The 16,966-nt window shown below is 46.4% G+C and carries 15 protein-coding genes; 10 read left to right on the forward strand and 5 right to left on the reverse strand.

The genetic code is table 11. The features are described from left to right. Positions 1 to 8: 8 nt before the first annotated feature. The 5 genes from ACYVJQ_RS18395 to rpsF form a co-directional block, all read right to left on the reverse strand. Positions 9 to 992, reverse strand: a complete 984-nt coding sequence (locus tag ACYVJQ_RS18395) for a GSCFA domain-containing protein (protein ID WP_460894581.1) — start codon at positions 990 to 992, stop codon at positions 9 to 11. A gap of 54 nt (positions 993 to 1,046) precedes the next feature. Next, positions 1,047 to 1,721 (reverse strand): HAD family hydrolase, encoded by a 675-nt coding sequence (locus ACYVJQ_RS18400; protein WP_460894582.1) that lies wholly within the window; start codon positions 1,719 to 1,721, stop codon positions 1,047 to 1,049. Between the two features lie 90 nt (positions 1,722 to 1,811). Then, complete coding sequence (gene rplI, locus ACYVJQ_RS18405) at positions 1,812 to 2,255, reverse strand: 50S ribosomal protein L9 (protein ID WP_460894583.1); 444 nt, start codon at positions 2,253 to 2,255, stop codon at positions 1,812 to 1,814. A gap of 14 nt (positions 2,256 to 2,269) precedes the next feature. Beyond that, on the reverse strand, positions 2,270 to 2,521 hold the full coding sequence (rpsR, locus tag ACYVJQ_RS18410) for a 30S ribosomal protein S18 (RefSeq protein WP_048921044.1): 252 nt from the start codon (positions 2,519 to 2,521) through the stop codon (positions 2,270 to 2,272). Next, positions 2,518 to 2,889: a 30S ribosomal protein S6 gene (gene rpsF / locus ACYVJQ_RS18415; RefSeq protein WP_460894584.1), complete on the reverse strand. Its 372-nt coding sequence runs from the start codon at positions 2,887 to 2,889 to the stop codon at positions 2,518 to 2,520. The genes rpsR and rpsF overlap by 4 nt, the downstream gene beginning before the upstream one ends. Positions 2,890 to 3,690: 801 nt before the next feature. Between rpsF and ACYVJQ_RS18420 the strand changes: the two genes are divergently transcribed. The 10 genes from ACYVJQ_RS18420 to cyoE are packed head-to-tail and all read left to right on the forward strand — an operon-like array spanning position 3,691 to position 16,944. Further along, complete coding sequence (locus tag ACYVJQ_RS18420; protein ID WP_460894585.1) at positions 3,691 to 5,004, forward strand: c-type cytochrome; 1,314 nt, start codon at positions 3,691 to 3,693, stop codon at positions 5,002 to 5,004. Between the two features lie 36 nt (positions 5,005 to 5,040). Further along, positions 5,041 to 8,052 (forward strand): TAT-variant-translocated molybdopterin oxidoreductase, encoded by a 3,012-nt coding sequence (locus ACYVJQ_RS18425; protein ID WP_460894586.1) that lies wholly within the window; start codon positions 5,041 to 5,043, stop codon positions 8,050 to 8,052. Positions 8,053 to 8,070: 18 nt separating this feature from the next. Continuing rightward, on the forward strand, positions 8,071 to 9,492 hold the full coding sequence (gene nrfD / locus ACYVJQ_RS18430; protein ID WP_460894587.1) for an NrfD/PsrC family molybdoenzyme membrane anchor subunit: 1,422 nt from the start codon (positions 8,071 to 8,073) through the stop codon (positions 9,490 to 9,492). Beyond that, positions 9,485 to 10,009 carry a DUF3341 domain-containing protein gene (locus tag ACYVJQ_RS18435; protein ID WP_460894588.1) on the forward strand — a complete coding sequence of 175 codons (525 nt, stop codon included), beginning with the start codon at positions 9,485 to 9,487 and terminating at the stop codon, positions 10,007 to 10,009. The genes nrfD and ACYVJQ_RS18435 overlap by 8 nt, the downstream gene beginning before the upstream one ends. Continuing rightward, the gene (locus ACYVJQ_RS18440) at positions 10,009 to 10,719 is read left to right on the forward strand and encodes a c-type cytochrome (protein ID WP_460894589.1); all 711 of its coding nucleotides are present in this window, start codon (positions 10,009 to 10,011) and stop codon (positions 10,717 to 10,719) included. Before ACYVJQ_RS18435 ends, ACYVJQ_RS18440 begins: the two co-directional genes overlap by 1 nt. A 20-nt stretch (positions 10,720 to 10,739) precedes the next feature. Continuing rightward, positions 10,740 to 12,020: a quinol:cytochrome C oxidoreductase gene (locus ACYVJQ_RS18445; protein WP_460894590.1), complete on the forward strand. Its 1,281-nt coding sequence runs from the start codon at positions 10,740 to 10,742 to the stop codon at positions 12,018 to 12,020. Positions 12,021 to 12,044: 24 nt separating this feature from the next. Next, positions 12,045 to 13,106: a cytochrome c oxidase subunit II gene (locus ACYVJQ_RS18450; protein WP_460894591.1), complete on the forward strand. Its 1,062-nt coding sequence runs from the start codon at positions 12,045 to 12,047 to the stop codon at positions 13,104 to 13,106. 23 nt (positions 13,107 to 13,129) lie between these two features. Beyond that, entirely contained in the window at positions 13,130 to 14,959 is a 1,830-nt protein-coding gene (locus ACYVJQ_RS18455) for a cytochrome c oxidase subunit I (protein ID WP_460894592.1), read from the forward strand. 3 nt (positions 14,960 to 14,962) lie between these two features. Next, on the forward strand, positions 14,963 to 16,039 hold the full coding sequence (locus tag ACYVJQ_RS18460; RefSeq protein WP_460894593.1) for a COX15/CtaA family protein: 1,077 nt from the start codon (positions 14,963 to 14,965) through the stop codon (positions 16,037 to 16,039). An 8-nt stretch (positions 16,040 to 16,047) separates the two neighbouring features. Next, the gene (cyoE, locus tag ACYVJQ_RS18465; protein WP_460894594.1) at positions 16,048 to 16,944 is read left to right on the forward strand and encodes a heme o synthase; all 897 of its coding nucleotides are present in this window, start codon (positions 16,048 to 16,050) and stop codon (positions 16,942 to 16,944) included. The last annotated feature ends 22 nt before the right edge of the window (positions 16,945 to 16,966 follow it).

Consider the following 16,966-nt stretch of genomic DNA (forward strand, 5'->3'; position numbering starts at 1 on the left):
AAAACGTATTAAGGCATACGCAACTGGCGCTGCACGGTGGCAATCTCTTCCTGAACATCTACCTCCGGGGCCAGGGCCTGGAGTCGTTGTAACAATTGTTGCAGAAACTTCTGGTGCACCTCACTTTCCGGCTGGAAAGGCCTATGGGAAAAATCGCGCTGAATCTGCTGCCATTGGTTCAAGAATTGCTGAAATGGCTGATCTGCGTACGCGGCTATGAATTTTTCCCAGATATAGGTTTCGGCCATTTCTGAGGGGTGAATCAAATCCTGACCATAGAACCGGTAATCGCGCAGGTCATCCAGCAGCAATTCATACGCCGGAAAATAACTCACCTGGGCGTGTTGCTCCTGGGCCAGGTGCGCCGCCACTCGCAGCAAGCTCTTGCTCACACTGTTTAGGGAAAGCGAGTCTTTGATATGCCGTACCGGGCTCACCGTAAGAATCACCTGCAGGTGGGGAAAGGTGCGTTGCAGGAGGCCAAGGGTTTGGCGGGTGTCTTCCTCTATTTCCTGTAAAGACAGGAACCGCTTGGTAAAGGAGCGCTGGGGTACTTTGTGGCAATTGGCCACTATGGTGCTGGTATCTGTGCGTTCATACACGTAGGCCGTGCCCCAGGTGATTAAGAGCGCCTGAGCCTGGCTTAGGAACGAATGGGCAGCTTGAATCTGGGCCTGCAATTGCTGTAGCAACGCTTCTGGCTGGGTATGAGAGAAGGAGGAGTGGAAGTCATAGTGGTACCACTGGCCGTTTTGCTCTACCAAACCAGCCTCTAAGCCTGCATAGTCTTGTTGAAGGGCAGCCCTAAGCAATTTATGCAAGGAAAGCGGGTTGAAGACAGTGCCAAACGGGTTCACCAGGGTCTTGGCTTTTACCTTTTCTAGCCTCCTTCCCATTACCTCGGCAAAACAGGATCCAATGGTAAAGATTCCCTGGGTACGGTTGAGTTGGATAGGGGCGGGCTTGAGAATTATTTCTGTCCGGAACTGCATAAACCAAAAGTAGGGAAGTGACTTTAAAGTACCTGTTTTCTTTTACGCAAGGAACTACAGGAGGACAGATAATTCAGGGAGCGAGTGAATGGTGTACGTGGGATTGGCAGCCAAACAAGCCTCTTTGGCGCCATAGCCATAGGCAGCCCAACAGGACACAAGCCCGGCATTGTTGGCAAACTCAAGGTCGGCGTGGGTGTCACCTACCATTAAAATCTGGGCAGGAGGGACCTGCGGATACTTAGGTTGAATGACCTGAAGATAGGCCATGGGGTTTGGTTTCTTCAGGAGCGGGAGCTTCGGGTTGTCCCCGATGATAAGGTCAAAGTAATGGAGTAGCCCAAAACCCTCTAAAGCTAGTTCAATGGCCCGCTGGCCTTTGTTACTGAGCACGGCACAGGTAATCTCTTTTTGACGAAGAAGGGCTAGGACCTCTTCTGTGCCTTCAAACAACGTGGTAAGGGAAGCGCCTTCTGTTTCATACAGGTGCCGGTAGTGCAACACCCATTCCTCCAACATGGAGGGCCCTTGCTGCTGTAAGGGCGGATGCAGCAATAGCAGTAACTCAGGTAAGTGGGCGCCGGTGCCTAGGGCCGCTTTTAGGTCAGCCTCAGACGGCGGCGTAAGCCCTCTTTGCGCAAAGGTTGCCTGGAACGTGTGCAGAATGGCATTCTCCGTGGCACAAAGGGTGCCATCAAAATCAAAGAGGACGATCTGAAATGGATGCATGAAAAAGAAGGTCAAAGATGGGGTGGGGTAAAAACAAAAGCATCCTGCCGGAGTACGGCAGGATGCTCTGTAATGGGTAATGGCTTAAAACTAAGCGGCTACTACATTAAAGCGAACCTGGTGTTTCACTTCTTTGTGCAGGTTGATAGTGGCAGTGTACTCACCCAAAGATTTAACCTCTTGGTCAAAATCAATGCGCTTGCGGTCCACGTCATATCCTAGGGCCTTCAAAGCTTCAGAAACTTGCAGGGTAGTAACAGCCCCGAAGATCTTGCCAGACTCACCTGCTTTGGCAGGGATCTCCAGAACGGTTTCACCAATACGGTTAGCCAGATCCTGGGCGTCTTTTTGAATTTTCTCTGCTTTGTGGGCAGCTTGGCGGGTGTTTTCGGCTACTACTTTACGCGCAGAAACGGTTGCCATTTCGGCCAGACCTTGCGGGATCAAGTAGTTACGGCCATAACCTGGCTTTACAGTAACGATATCGTTTTTATAGCCAACGCCTTTAACGTCATCTTTCAGAATAACTTCCATCGTGATTTACCTCCTTATTTTAAAGAATCCGTTACGTAAGGCAAAATAGCCAAATGGCGTGCTCTGGCAACGGCCTGAGATACACGGCGCTGGAACTTCAAGCTGGTTCCGGTTAAACGACGGGGCAACAGTTTGCCTTGCTCGTTCACGAACTTCAATAAGAAGTTACCGTCTTTGTAGTCAATGTACTGGATTCCGTTTTTCTTGAAACGGCAGTATTTTTTGCGCGTGTCTTGCTTGTGGATTTTTTCGTTTACTAAACTCATGACGCTTGGGCCTCCTTCTCTTTTTTAGATGATTTGAATTCACCGTTTCTACGGCGCTCATTGTAAGCAATGGCATGCTTGTCAAGAACGGTAGTTAAGAAGCGGATGATTTTCTCATCGCGACGGAATGCAAGTTCCAGGGCGTCTACCACAGTAGAAGGACCTGTGAACTCTATGAGGTGATAGAAACCGGTGTTCTTTTTCTGGATTGGGTAAGCCAGTTTTTTAAGTCCCCAGTTCTCCTCATGGATAATGTCGGCGCTATTTTCCTTAAGCACCTGTCTGAACTTCTCGACCGTCTCCTGCATCTGCACCTCGTTCAACAACGGGGTCATGATGAAAAGAACTTCGTAATTTTTTGAAGTCATTTGGTTAAATGATTTTTTGGTTCGAAGGGGCAAAGGTAAGCCGAAAAACGGGAGAAACCAAAATTGTGTGCAGATAAAGTACTGGACCTGAATTGCCCCTTTTTCTGTTTTGAGGCCGTTTTTCCAAAACTAAGGCAAAACCAGAATAGCTAGTGCCAAAAGAGAATGCCCGCGCTTCCAGGACAAGGATAGGTAAAAGGACCACGAGGACACCATATAGTATAGAGGAGAAATGAGAACACTATATATAATAGTGTGATTGGATAGAAGAGTAGGCCTGACCTTAACCCAAGGCTCCGGATTTGCCCTTGGCTTTGCTATACAGCGGTAAGGGGGACAGATAAACTCAGCCAGCCAAATATTAAAATCAAGAATACTCTAACCCGTGGTTGCTTAGAAATTTTTATTGACAAAAATGGACTGGAGGTGAAAAAAGACAACGAAAAAGTAAAATCCAGAGCTCTGAAAAGAAAGAACCATGAAAGGAGTTAAAATAAGGCATGTACTATTCCCTTTTTTTAATTGTATCTGAACTTAGGTAGGAAAAGGGAAAAATGGGAGGTAGGAGGAGGCCCTAAAAGAGGAATTGGGTGGCGGGATACTAACGATTGGTTGTAATTTATAAAAATTCTAAATAGGGCCTAAATAGGCTCTATTGAGGGGTTTATCAAATGATTAAGGTCATTTTAGGAGGTGATTTTGACAGGCAAAAATAAGGAATATTGTGTTTGATTAATGGTACGTGGGTAGTAGCTTTGTGCCCATAATGTACTTTCACTATTCTTAACACTACATTAAGCTATGATTAGCTGTAAAAAGAGAGCAAAATATACCTTTCTACTCCCTTTTCTGTTCTTCTTCTTTGCCCTATCTGCCGCCATTGCACAGGCGCCGGAGCAGGCTCAGGTAGGGAATGCGGGTGTAACGCCAGGTTCTGCGGCACCCGCAGCTGGTGGTGGTGCCGATGCCGGTGTCATTGACGCAGGTAGTACCCTTTTCAAAAACAACTGTGTTCAGTGCCACTCTGCCGGTTCTGATGTGGTGGTGGGTCCTGGCCTGAAGGATGTACACAAGAGAAGATCAACTGCATGGTTGCACAAATGGATCAAGAACTCAAGTGCTTTGATCCAGAGCGGCGACAAGGACGCTGTAGCAGTATTTAACCAATACTCAAAACAGCAGATGCCTTCTTTTGCCTTCTCTGACGACGAGATTGATTCTATCCTGGCTTACCTGGAGCAGGAAAGCGCAGCCCCGGTGGCAGCAGCTACTTCGCCAGGCGGCGTAGAGGGAGCAACCCCCGGCGAGAAAGTAGGCGAAAATGCCGTAGGAGCCTTAGGTGGTGCTATGGACCTTCTGTTGATCGCATTAGTAGTAGTGTTAATAGTGTTGGTGATCACACTTTTAATCATTGCCTCTATATTAAAGAACTACCTGGCCAATAAGCAGGATATGACCGGTGCCGAGCGTGAAATGCTGGAGCAACGTACTAACTGGGCTAATATCTACAAATCTAAGGCCGTTCGCGTGATTGCAGGTCTTATCCTGGCAGTGGTATTGATTGACCTTACCCTTGATGAAGTGATGGGCGTAGGAATCCAGCAAGGATATGCCCCAAGACAGCCAATCGCTTTCTCGCATAAGCTGCACGCAGGAGACCATCAGATTAACTGTAACTATTGCCACACCTCTGTTTATAAGAGTGCCAGTGCCAATATTCCTTCGGCTAACATCTGTATGAACTGCCACAGCCAAATCAAGAAGGAGTCTCCTGAGATCCAGAAGATTTACCGGGCCATTGAAAACAATAAGCCAATTGAGTGGGTACGCGTGCACAACCTGCCAGACCTGGCTTATTTTAACCACTCTCAGCACACCAAGGTGGGCGGCGTAGAGTGCCAGACTTGCCACGGACCTATTGAGACTATGGAGGTAGTAGCGCAGTATTCACCGCTTACCATGGGCTGGTGCATTGACTGTCACCGCAATACCCCGCTCAATACCGAAGGCAACGCTTACTATGACAACTTAGTGAAGTTGCATGAGAAGCAGTCTAAAGGCGCGTTCATTGTAGCGTCTAACGGTGGTACAGAATGTTCAAAGTGCCACTACTAATCAATTCCATATCCTGAATTTGAGTTTTTGAGATATATGCAAGAAACAATTAAATACTGGAGAGGGGTAGAGGAGTTAAATAATACTCCGGAATTCCAGAAGCATGCTCATAATGAGTTCCCTGAGTTCCTGCCAGTAAATGAAGCCAGCGGTTCAGAGTCTGCCTCTGAGGTGGCTCCAAGACGTGATTTCTTAAAGCTGTTAGGTTTTGGTGTAGCGGCCGTTACCCTTGCCTCTTGTGAGGCGCCGGTAAGAAAGGCTATCCCTTACTTACACAAGCCAGAGGAAGTAGAGCCAGGTGTGCCCAACTGGTATGCCTCTTCTTACTTCAATGGCAGCGACTATAACAGTGTTCTGGTGAAAACCAGAGAGGGGAGACCTATCAAATTGGAAGGTAACCCGCTTTCTCCGCTTACCAAAGGCGGCCTTAGCCCAAGAGCGCAGGCTTCTGTGTTGAGCCTGTATGATAACAACCGTCTGCAGTATCCAACCATTCAAGGCAAGAAAGCTACCTGGGAAAAAATTGACCAGGAAGTTCGCACTCGCCTGACAGGGGCAGGAGGCAAGGTGGCTATTGTTTCTAATACCATCATCAGCCCAAGCACTAAAACGGTTATCAGCCAATTCGGGGCTCAGTTCCCTTCTTTTGAGCACGTAACCTATGACCCTAAATCATCGGCTGCTCTTTTAAGAGCGAACGGTGGCGAAATCCCGGGTTATGATTTCAGCAAGGCCATGGTCATTGTGAGCCTTGGCGCCGATTTCCTAGGTACCTGGTTGTCTCCCGTAGAATACGCGAAGCAATACATCACTAACCGTAAAATCACCGCTGACCGTCCGGTAATGTCTCGTCATTACCAGTTTGAGACCAACATGACCCTTACCGGCTCTAACGCCGATGTTCGTGTGCCTATCAAACCATCAGAGTACGGGGCGGTAGCTGCTGCTTTATACAACAAGGTTGCTGGCGGTGCAGGTGGAACAGCTATTCAGGCTCCTTCTACCGCTGCTGCCAAGCAAATTGATGCCGCCGCCAAAGAATTGCTAGCCAACCGTGGCAAAGCCCTGGTGGTTTCAGATTCAAATGATCCTGCTGTGCAGGCCTTGGTAGCTGCTATGAACACCTCATTAGGTGCCGCAGGAACTACCATTGATCCTAATGCTCCTTCTTACGTGCGTCAGGGCGATGATGCCCAGATGATCCGTTTGATCAATGAGATGAATGCCGGGTCTGTAGGTGCTGTTATTTTCTACGGTGCCAACCCAGTATATGATCACCCATTGAGCAAGCAGTTAGTAGCCGGGTTAAGCAAGGTGAAAGTGAAAATCTCTTTCGCTGACCGTGCTGATGAGACCGCTAAATTGGTAGAGTATGTTTGCCCAGACAGCCATTACCTGGAGTCCTGGAATGACTTTGAGCCGAAGAGAGGCTTCCTGAGCTTAGCTCAGCCTACTATAACTACTATCTTTAACACCAGACAAGCCCAGGATACCCTTCTTAAATGGAGTGGATCTACTGCTGACTATTATACTACCATCCAAAAGAATTGGGCTGGTATTGTAGGAACAGGTTCTGCCTGGGATAAAGCGGTGCATGATGGCGTAGCCACAGGTTCTACTGGTGCTAACAACCCAACTACCCCAGCCGCTCCTATTTCTTTGGCAGCTGCTGCCACTGGTATTAATGGAGCTGCCCGCAACAACGCTAAAGGTATTGAACTAGCCATATATGAGAAAGTAGCCATTGGACCAGGCGTAGAAGCCAACAACCCATGGTTGCAGGAGATGTCTGATCCTATCACCAAAGCTACTTGGGATAACTATGTAACCATGTCTCAGGCATTGGCTAAAAAGCTTTCGCTAGAGCAGAATGATATTGTACGGGTTACGGTAAAAGGCAAAGAGTCAATTGAGTTACCAGTATTGGTTCAACCAGGCCAGGCGCAGGACACCATTGGTATTGCTATAGGTTATGGTCGTAAAGCAGCTGGCCCAGCCGCTGACAATGTAGGTGCCAACGTGTATCCATTGGCAACAGTGGCCAATGGAGCTGTTCTGTACTCTGCGGCTGGTGTGGAAATTTCCAAAACCGGAGCAGATAAGCCAATTGCCCAAACCCAGACGCACCATACCGTAATGGGTCGTATTGTAGTGCAGGAAAATGCCCTGGCTAACTACAAGAAGGACCCTAAGAGCGTAACTGAGTATATCCGTATTGCTACACCAGATGGTCCTGAGAAACCACAGAAGATATCATTGTGGCAGGATTATGAGTATAAGAACCACCATTGGGGAATGGTCATTGACCTTAACTCTTGTATTGGTTGCGGAAGCTGTACCATTGGTTGCCAGGTAGAGAACAACGTGCCGGTTGTAGGTAAGCAGGAGGTTCTGAACCGCCGTGAAATGCACTGGTTACGGATTGACCGTTACTACAGCAGTGACGCTACCCGTGAAGATGGCGGATTTGAGAAAATGGAAGATCCATCAGAAAATCCTTCCGTTATCTTCCAGCCTATGCTTTGCCAGCATTGTAACCACGCTCCTTGTGAGACGGTTTGTCCAGTGGCTGCAACCATGCACAGCACTGAGGGTCTTAACCAAATGGTGTATAACCGCTGCGTAGGTACCCGTTATTGCGCGAACAACTGCCCGTATAAAGTGCGTCGCTTCAACTGGTTCAACTATGCGAACAATGAGAAGTTCGACTACCAGATGAACAATGACCTTGGTAAGATGGTGTTGAACCCAGATGTTACCGTTCGTTCACGCGGGGTAATGGAGAAATGCTCATTCTGCGTTCAGCGTATACAGTACGGCAAACTGGAAGCTAAGAAAGAAAGCCGCCGTCCGGTAGATGGAGAGATTGTCACTGCTTGTGCTCAGTCTTGCCCAACCAACGCCATCGTCTTTGGAGACATGCTGGATCCAAAAAGCCAGATCTCTCAGATCCTGACGCGGGAGCAGGGAGAGCGTGCTTTCCACGTGCTGGAAGAGTTGAACACTCAGCCAAACGTGACCTACTTAACTAAAATCAGAAACGCTTAATTTAATACAAAACGATATATGCAGCACGTATCTCCAATAAGAGAGCCCTTAGTAACTGGGGGTAAAACTTATGCAGACATCACGGAAGACGTATGTCGGCAGGTGGAAGCCAAGCCGAATATCCGTTGGATGATGGCCCTGGGGGTTTCTCTGGTTTTTCTAGCGATTTTCTTCTACTCCGTTTACCGCACGCTTTGGTTTGGTATTGGGGAGTGGGGTCTGAATAAAACCGTAGGTTGGGCATGGGATATCACCAACTTCGTTTGGTGGGTAGGTATTGGTCACGCCGGTACCCTTATCTCGGCCATCTTGCTCTTGTTCCGCCAGAAATGGAGAACTTCCATTAACCGCGCCGCAGAAGCAATGACTATTTTTGCGGTAATTTGTGCGGCCATGTTCCCGGTACTGCACATGGGCCGTCCATGGTTAGCCTATTGGGTATTGCCTTTACCCAACACGTTTGGATCCCTATGGGTGAACTTTAACTCCCCGCTTCTTTGGGACGTGTTCGCGATCAGTACTTATTTCTCTGTATCCTTAGTGTTCTGGTACATTGGTCTAATCCCTGACTTTGCTACCATCCGTGACAGAGCTACTGGTCCTATTGCCCGCAGAGCATATGCCATGTTAAGCTTTAACTGGACAGGTTCTGCCAAGCATTGGTCGCGTTATGAGACCGTTTCCTTGATCCTGGCTGGTTTAGCGACCCCACTGGTACTTTCGGTACACACCATTGTATCCATGGACTTTGCAACCTCTGTGATCCCGGGCTGGCACACCACCATCTTCCCTCCATACTTTGTGGCAGGTGCGATTTTCTCAGGCTTTGCCATGGTATTGACCTTGATGATCATTACCCGCAAGGTGTTCAAATTGGAAGATTACATCACGCTGGAGCACGTAGAGTCTATGAACAAGGTAATCACCTTGACAGGATCTATCGTGGGTGTGGCCTATATCACTGAGTTCTTTATTGCCTGGTACTCAGGGGTGGAATATGAGCAGTATGCCTTCATTAACCGGGCTACCGGTCCTTACTGGTGGGCTTATTGGTCTATGATGACGTGTAACGTAATTACGCCGCAGCTTTTCTGGTTCCGTTCTATCCGTAGAAGCCTTACCGCTACGTTCATCATCTCTATCTTCGTGAACATTGGTATGTGGTTTGAGCGCTTTGTAATCATTGTTACTTCCCTGCACCGTGACTTCCTGCCTTCCAGCTGGGTGATGTTCTCTCCAACTTCTATTGACATTGGGATTTATGTAGGAACCATGGGCTTATTTTTCACCTTGTTCCTTTTGTTCGCCAAATTCTTCCCGGTAGTGAACATGGCAGAAGTAAAAGCTATTTTGAAATCGTCTTCTGGGGTAAGCCATACCCACAATCCAGACGCCTCTATGCATGGCACAGCACCTAACAACTCTCACAAACATGACTAGTAAGAAATATATACTCGGTGTATTTGACGACGAGGATGTGCTGCTGAACGCCATTGAAAAGACTCGCGCGGCAGGCACAAAAATCTACGATGTATTTTCCCCATACCCAATCCACGGGATTGATGATGTATTAGGAATTCAGCGTTCCCGGTTGCCTATCGTGGCCTTTTTCTGTGGTATTTGCGGAACCTCATTTGCGCTTTGGATGCAGATTTATATGCTAGGGTTTGACTGGCCAATGATTATTGGTGGAAAGCCTCATATTTCAATCCCTGCTTTCATCCCGGTTACTTTTGAGTTAACCGTACTGTTTGCCTCTTTTGGTATGGTGATCACCTTCTTTATCATCAGTGGCTTGCGCCCAACCATGAAGGTTCCCGTAATGGATGTTAGGTCAACGGATGATAAATACGTGATGGCCATCGAACTGAAAGAAGGAACAGACATCACCAAATTAAATGATCTTCTCCGTTCCAACGGGGCTATTGAAGTTAACGAGAAGGAGGTAGTTAAATAATGAACAGTTTATTTAGAACAGGCGCAAAAGCCTCCCTGATCCTTTTTTCTTCCGCGCTTTTGGCATCATGTGGAAGCAATGACCAGGATCCTGGTACTGAATATGCCCCGGATATGTACCACCCGGTATCGTATGAACCACTAAAGCAGTTGGAGGGCAATAAGAATGCCATCAACCCTGGTGGAATGAACATGAGGGTTCCAGCAGCCAACACCATTGCCAGAGGAAAACTTGGGTTCTATAACCATATTTCAAAAGACAGTGCAGAAACTGCCGGTGTGGAATTGAAAAACCCAGTGGCTAGAACTACCAAGAACCTGGAAGAGGGTAAAGTCCTTTATCTTCGTTTCTGTTCCCCATGCCATGGTGAAACAGGTCAGGGTGATGGGTTGGTTGGAGCTAAATTCAAGGGCGTTCCTAATTATACCCAAGGGCGTTACGCTACTTTACCAATTGGGCATATTTACCATGTGATTGTAAACGGTCGTGGCCGCATGATGCCACATGGTACGCAGGTTAACCCGCAAGAACGCTGGAAGATTGCCATGTATGTGCAGCAGCTACAAAAAGGGCTAACGGATACGGAGGCAGGTGACACACAAGATACCGCCTCACAAACGAAAGACGCTCCAGCGGGCGCAAGCACTGACCAGAATACAAACCCAGTAACAGGTACTACTACTGATCCTACCAAGGACACGCGTAACTAACCTTTAAAGGTAAATTTTAAATGATAACGGAAGAAAGACTTAGTATCTCTAAAAGAACCACCAACAGGTTCTTCTTCATGATCGCCTTAGGGCTGATACTGTTAGTTCTCGGTGTCATCATCGCGGCTAACTTTAGTGGAGGCGGACATGGTGAAGGACACGGGGGAGAAGCTACCCATCATGCAGCGGGTTGGGGCCAACGGTTAATGGCTAACCTTTGGTTAAATAACGTGTACCTGACTGGGATTGCAGTAGTAGGTATTCTCTGGATTGCCATTCAATATGTAGCCTACGCCGGCTGGTCAGCTACTATCAAGCGTATTCCAGAGGCCATGGGTAGTTACCTCCTTGTAGGCGGTATTATCATGGTATTGCTGTTTGTGTTACCCATTATTTTCACAGGTCACAATACGCTGTTCCACTGGACAGATCATTCCTTAACTGAAGTAGGAAATCCTAATTATGACCCGATTATTGCTGGGAAATCAGGATACCTTAACGTTACCTTCTATGTTATTAGAATGGTGGCCTATTTCACTCTTTGGTTCCTGTTTTTCAAATGGTTGAGAAGAGAGTCTTTGGCTGAAGATTTAAACGGTGGCCTGACCCATTACAATAAAAGTATCCGGTTGAGCGCCGCTTTCCTGGTAATTTTTGGGGTTACTTCCTCTATGTCAGCCTGGGATTGGGTTCTCTCTATTGACCCACACTGGTTCAGTACTATGTTTGGTTGGTATGTATTTGCCAGCTGGTGGGTATCTGGATTAGCGGCAGTTACATTGACCATTATCTTCCTGAAACAAGCAGGATATTTGCCAATGGTGACGGCGAATCACTTACATGACCTTGGTAAATTCATCTTTGGTTTCAGTATCTTCTGGACCTATATCTGGTTCTCTCAGTTCATGCTGTATTGGTATGCCAACCTTCCTGAAGAAGTTCTTTATTTCCAGGAGCGTATGGGAGCCTACAACAACCACTATACCTGGATTCTATTCTTTAACCTTTTGATAAACTTTGCCTTCCCGTTCCTTGTTTTGATGACAAGAGATGCCAAGCGCCAGATGATCATGTTAAAGATTGTATGTATCGCTATCCTGATTGGTCACTGGTTTGATTTCTACCTTATGATTATGCCAGGTACCATGCGCGGAGAAAGTGGCTTTGGACTGATTGAAATTGGTGCCGCACTTACTTTCTTGGGAATCTTCCTTTTGAGATTCACTAAAGAATTGAGTAAAGCGCCTTTGGTTCCATTGAACCACCCATTCCTGGGCGAGAGTGTTCACCATCACGTATAAGACTATAATTTAAAGATTCGGATAATGATTACGATTGCAGTAGCACTATCAATCATCCTTTTACTGGTCATCCTGTACCTTCTTTTCAAAATCCAGGTGCTGGCTTCTATTTTCAAAGGAAGCTATCGCCAGGATATAGGAAAAAGCAACAAGGTGAATGCCGCCTTATTAATGGGTTTCTTCTTGGTAATGGGAGGGCTGTTTTTATGGTCTTTCATGGATTCATGGGATGACATGATCCTTCCAGTGGCCTCAGAACATGGTATTGACATTGACAGCATGTTCTGGTTAACAATGGCTGTGATTGGATTTGTATTTGTTTTGACGCATATTCTTTTGTTCGTGTACTCTTACCGGTACCAACACAAAGAAGGCAAAAGGGCATATTACTATCCACACAATAACAAAGTAGAGATTATCTGGACCGTGATTCCTGCGGTGGTAATGGCTCTTCTTGTTTTCTCTGGATGGAAAACCTGGGCAAAGATTACCAGCCCAGCCCCAGAGAGTGCGGTTGTTGTGGAAATCATGGGTAAGCAGTTTAACTGGTTGGTACGCTACCCAGGGGCTGACAATAAGTTAGGTATGGTAAAGCATACGCTTATTGATGCCACCAACGAATTTGGACTTGATTTGACAGATAAAAATGCTCAAGATGACTTCCCGGCTGAACCTAGTGCATTTCACGTACCAAAAGGACAGCCAGTGCTATTGAAAATCAGAGCAAGAGATGTTATTCATAGTGTATTCCTTCCTCACTTTAGAGTGAAGATGGATGCGGTGCCAGGTATGCCAACCTCCTTCTGGTTCATTCCTACCAAGTCTACATCAGAAATGCAGACTGAGACAGGCAACCCTAATTTCAATTATGAATTAGCCTGTACAGAGGTGTGTGGAAGAGGCCACTTTGCCATGAAGATGACCCTTATTGTAGATGAGCCAGAGGAATACCAAAAATGGGTAGCTACGCAGCAAGCAAAAACCTTTGCCAAGCAATTACAAGGATCTGCCACTGACAGCACTGCTGTAGCGCTTACTTCTTCAGATGCCGCAGGTGCTTCCACCAGCACTGCCCCAAAACAATAATTATAAATTATTAACAGTTTTGTATGTCTAGTACGGATATTTCATTACATAAAGATGTGCATGTAGAGCACGATGATCATCATGACGACCATCATGATCAGAGTTTCCTTGAGAAGTACATCTTCAGCCAGGACCATAAGGTAATTGCCAAGCAGTTCTTGTTTGCGGGTATTTTCTGGGCCATCATTGGTGGTACATTTTCCAGCCTTTTCCGGTTGCAGTTAGGTTTCCCTGACGCTACCTTCACTTTCCTGGAGCCTTTATTAGGGAAATGGGTAGAGGGTGGTAAACTTAACCCAGAGTTCTATCTGGCTTTGGTAACCATGCACGGAACCATCATGGTGTTCTTTGTATTGACGGCAGGCTTAAGTGGTACCTTTAGTAACTTCTTGATTCCATTGCAGATTGGAGCCCGTGATATGGCTTCAGGGTTCATGAACATGCTTTCTTTCTGGTTCTTCTTCATTGCCAGTGTGATCATGTTCTATTCCATTTTCCTGGAGACCGGTCCTGCCGGTGGCGGTTGGACGGTATATCCGCCCCTTAGTGCCTTGCCTCAGGCTATTTCTGGTTCTGGTGCTGGTATGACTATGTGGTTGGTGAGTATGGCATTGTTTATCATTTCCCAGTTATTGGGTGGTGTAAACTATATTACTACTGTTATCAACCTCCGTACCAGAGGCCTTTCCATGGCTAAATTGCCATTAACCATCTGGGCTTTCTTCCTGACTGCTGTTTTAGGTTTATTGGCTTTCCCGGTTCTTTTTTCAGCCGCGTTGCTTCTGATATTTGACCGTAGCTTTGGTACCAGCTTCTTCCTTTCTGATATCTATGTAGCAGGGGAGGCCCTGTCACATACAGGTGGTAGCCCGGTTCTGTTCCAGCACTTGTTCTGGTTCTTGGGTCACCCAGAGGTTTACATCGTAATCTTGCCAACCTTTGGTATTGTATCTGAGATCATTGCTACCAACGCCCGTAAACCTATCTTCGGTTACCGTGCCATGATTGGTTCTATGTTGGGTATCGCTACGTTATCCTTCGTGGTATGGGCCCACCACATGTTCGTGTCAGGTATGAACCCATTCCTAGGGTCCGTTTTCATGTTCCTGACGTTGATCATTGCGGTACCATCTGCGGTGAAGGTATTCAACTGGTTGGCTACATTATGGAGAGGTAACATTAACTTCACGCCGGCCATGTTGTTCTCAGTGGCCTTTGTGTCCTTGTTTATTTCAGGAGGGGTTACAGGTATTATCTTAGGTAACTCTGCCCTAGACATTCAATTACACGATACGTATTTCGTAGTTGCTCACTTTCACTTAGTAATGGGATCTGCGGCCTTCTTTGGAATGTTTGCCGGTGTTTACCACTGGTTCCCTAAGATGTTCGGTCGTATGATGGATGAGAAATTAGGTTATCTCCATTTCTGGATCACCTTTGCAGGGGTATACCTGATCTTCATGCCTATGCACTACATTGGTATTGCCGGCTTCCCAAGAAGATACTACACCTGGACAGGATTTGACACTTTCAGTACTTTCATGAACATGAACACGTTCATTACGGTTGCTGCCATTATTTCTTTTGCCGCCCAGATCTTCTTCTTGTTTAACTTCTTCTATAGCATTTTCAAAGGAAGAAGAGCTACTGAGAACCCTTGGAAATCTAACACCCTGGAATGGACTACTCCGGTGAATCCAGGACACGGTAACTGGCCTGGCCCACTTCCTGTAGTGTACAGATGGCCTTATGACTATAGCAAACCTGGGGCTCCTGAAGACTTTATTCCTCAGAACGTTCCTTTCTCCCAGACGCAGTCTTCAAACCTGCCGCACGAGAGAGATTTTGAATAAAGCATGGATAATAAATCTTTTAGTAGTAAAAGGTTTAGAAGGATTGGAGTAGTTACCATTGCTTCTGTTTATTTTTTAATCTTAGTAGGGGGGATCGTCCGGAGTACGGGGTCAGGAATGGGTTGTCCAGACTGGCCAAAGTGCTTCGGGTCGTGGGTCCCCCCCACTAGTTTAAGCCAGTTACCTCCAGATTACCTGGAAGTGTACAAGGAGAAACGGATTCAGAAAAATGAACGGATGGGGCAACTGCTCCACAATTTAGGTTTTGAGAAGGCCGCGACAGATATTTTTGCCCATCCCTCTCAATACATTGAGACTGAATTCAATGTTACTAAGACCTGGATTGAATATGTGAACAGGTTGGTAGGGGTATTGATTGGCTTTTTTATTTTCCTGACAGTCCTTTACGCAGTCCCTTTCTTCAAGTCTGACCCTAAAGTTTTTTGGGGGGCTTTGTTATCCCTTATCCTGGTAGCATTTCAGGGTTGGTTAGGATCACTTGTTGTATCCACGAACCTTTTACCAGAAATGGTAACTCTGCACATGGCACTAGCCTTGGTTTTACTGGCCTTGTTGATCTACATCGTGGAACGGGTCCAAAGGGAAAAACTATGGACTAATGTCACTTCGCCTTCTGGCAAAGTGAAAGGCGTAATTATTACCGTCCTGGTTCTTACTTTTCTGCAAGTAATCTTAGGAACCCAGGTGAGAGAAGAGATTGATTTAATTTCTTTCAACCTCCACAATCAGGATAGGGCCACTTGGGTAGACCAGTTGGGCACCTCTTTTTATGTGCACAGGTCGGCCTCTATTTTGGTGGTATTATTGAATGTTTGGCTCTATAGTTTGATAAAGAAAACGCGTAATCAGCGGTTGCTTTTTATCACCAAAGCAGTGATAGGGGTTATTCTAATAGAAGTTTTATTAGGTGTTATCCTTTCTTATTTGGCTCTACCGGCGTTTGCACAGCCTTTACATTTAGTGTTCGGTACAATTTTGTTCGGATTACAGTTCTGGTTGTTGATCTCTTATTATTACACTTATAAACCTTACCAACCATCACCCGAATTGGTGGCATAATCACGTTTATGTACGTACAAGACGTAACATCCAGTGCCCAGACATCATCGGCTATGACCAAAGTAACCCCGTATTTTCAGCTTCTTAAGTTTCGGCTTTCTCTAACGGTGGCTTTCTCCAGTGCAATTGGTTTTTTGTTAGGTAGACCAGATGCCAATTGGATCAGTACAGGTTTGGTGATGCTTGGTGGTTTGCTGGTAACAGGTTCTGCCAATATTATCAACCAGGTGCTGGAAAAGGACTTGGATAAGTTAATGAAGAGAACGGCCAAGCGGCCTCTTCCTGCCCAAACCATCACCGTTAGGAATGCGATCATTTACTGTGTTCTTTTAGGGATTGCCGGCCTGACACTTTTCGGGTTATACTTTAACTGGCTTGCGTCGGCTTTGTCTTTCCTGGGTTTACTGCTGTATGGTTTCTTCTATACTCCTTTAAAGCGCATTTCACCTATCTGTGTGTTTGTAGGAGCTATCCCTGGGGCCTTACCTCCCATGATTGGATGGGTAGCGGGGACAGGTTACATTGGAGTAGAAGCCTGGATTTTGTTTGGAATTCAATTTATCTGGCAATTCCCTCACTTTTGGGCTATTGCCTGGGTGTTAGATGATGATTACAAAAAGGCTGGCTTCAAAATGCTGCCAATGGCAGGAGGGAAGAACCTGAAGACTGCCATTCAAATCATGATCTACACGTTGTTGCTTATTCCTTTGGGTTTGCTACCCCTGCAGTTTGGGATGGCTGGTAAGACATCGGCTTTTATTGCCGTGGTTTGTGGAGTGCTTTTCTTAATGCAAACCTTCTACCTGATGCATACCTGTTCTAAGCGGGCGGCTATGAACATTATGTTTGGGTCTTTTCTGTACCTGCCCATTGTTCAGATTGCCTTTGTGGTGGACAAATTATAATTGTTTCATATGCATACTATAC

It is taken from the genome of Rufibacter soli, from assembly GCF_054781795.1.